The sequence below is a fragment of the Dyella sp. ASV21 genome, from assembly GCF_016428975.1.
Classification (GTDB): domain Bacteria; phylum Pseudomonadota; class Gammaproteobacteria; order Xanthomonadales; family Rhodanobacteraceae; genus Dyella.
This window is the reverse complement of record NZ_JAELTT010000171.1, coordinates 1-480: the sequence shown is the minus strand read 5'-3', so window position 1 is coordinate 480 and position 480 is coordinate 1. Positions and strand designations below refer to the sequence as shown.

Sequence of the window (480 nt, the reverse complement as noted above, 5' to 3'; positions counted from 1 at the left end):
GGCAACGTGGCCACGCGCCGCATGAGCACGGACGAAAACGGCAAGACGATCCACGTCTACTGGTCATCCGCTTGCCCGAGCTGCCCACTGCGTACGAACTGCACCACCGGCCGTTATCGGCGCTTGCGACGGTGGGAACATGAGTCCGTGCTGGATGCCATGCAAACGCGCCTCGACGAACGCCCCAACGCGATGCGCGTACGACGACAGACCGTCGAACACACCTTCGGCACCCTCAAGGCGTGGATGGGCTACACCCACTTCCTCACCCGAACGTTACCGCGCGTAGCGACCGAAATGAGTTTGCAGGTGCTGGCCTACAACATGAAGCGGGTGATGAAGATCCTGGGTGTGAGGCCACTGATGCAGGCGATCATGGCCTGATGGCATCGCTTCGACTCGAAGCCATGCGTTGGCATAACGAGCCGAGCGACCGGCCATCTCGACCATCGGCGTTACGTTTTCACACAGCCTCGGTCG

Annotated in this window: 1 protein-coding gene; it reads left to right on the top strand. The window is 61.5% G+C overall.

The features are described 5' to 3' along the window. A partial coding sequence (locus JHD67_RS21440) for a transposase (protein ID WP_233172168.1) occupies positions 1 to 384 on the top strand: 384 nt, incomplete at its 5' end. Positions 385 to 480: the final 96 nt, after the last annotated feature.